This is a genomic window from Bartonella sp. TT110JLCBS, from assembly GCF_042193405.1.
GTDB lineage: Bacteria > Pseudomonadota > Alphaproteobacteria > Rhizobiales > Rhizobiaceae > Bartonella.
This window is the reverse complement of record NZ_JBHILT010000335.1, coordinates 1-515: the sequence shown is the minus strand read 5'-3', so window position 1 is coordinate 515 and position 515 is coordinate 1. Positions and strand designations below refer to the sequence as shown.

At 40.0% G+C, this 515-nt stretch carries 1 protein-coding gene; it reads right to left on the bottom strand.

Going from position 1 to position 515, the window contains the following annotated elements; genetic code table 11:
• Positions 1 to 515: major capsid protein (locus ACFILW_RS11395; RefSeq protein WP_375685874.1), on the bottom strand; the 515-nt coding region annotated here is incomplete at both ends.

The following is a 515-nucleotide window of genomic DNA, read 5'->3' as shown; positions in this document are numbered from 1 at the left end:
TCAACATGGTCCGCAACATTGGTTGTCTCATTATTTAATTTAAAATCAATCGGCTTTGGTGGTGCGATTTCCCATTCCTTGTACCAATCGACAATAACAGAGCCATCAGCATCAAGGACAACACCTTGAACAGCGCCAAGTTGCATATTTTCCCATGTCAATTCTATTTCAGAAATCAGTTTCTTTTGTTTTCTGGCAATATATTTCATTGCTGTCTCTAACTGATCTTCTGTCCCAAATTCACGCCGGTTTTGGATTTCTTCTGATTTTACGGTATCACTTTTGGCAATCCGTGTTGTTTTGAAAAACCGAAGATTACGACCCTCTCTATCACCTTCTGCCAAAGGTGCGCCACGTTCACTGGTTTGAATAAGCGAAAATGTATTATCACGCCGTTCAATCCCAACCACTGTGGTACTGGTTTCAACTTCTTCAAAAAGATTAAGAGAACTTACAAGACCAGGTTGAAACTCATAGTTTTCGATGGCTTTCATCATTGTGATGCTTGAGAAAGC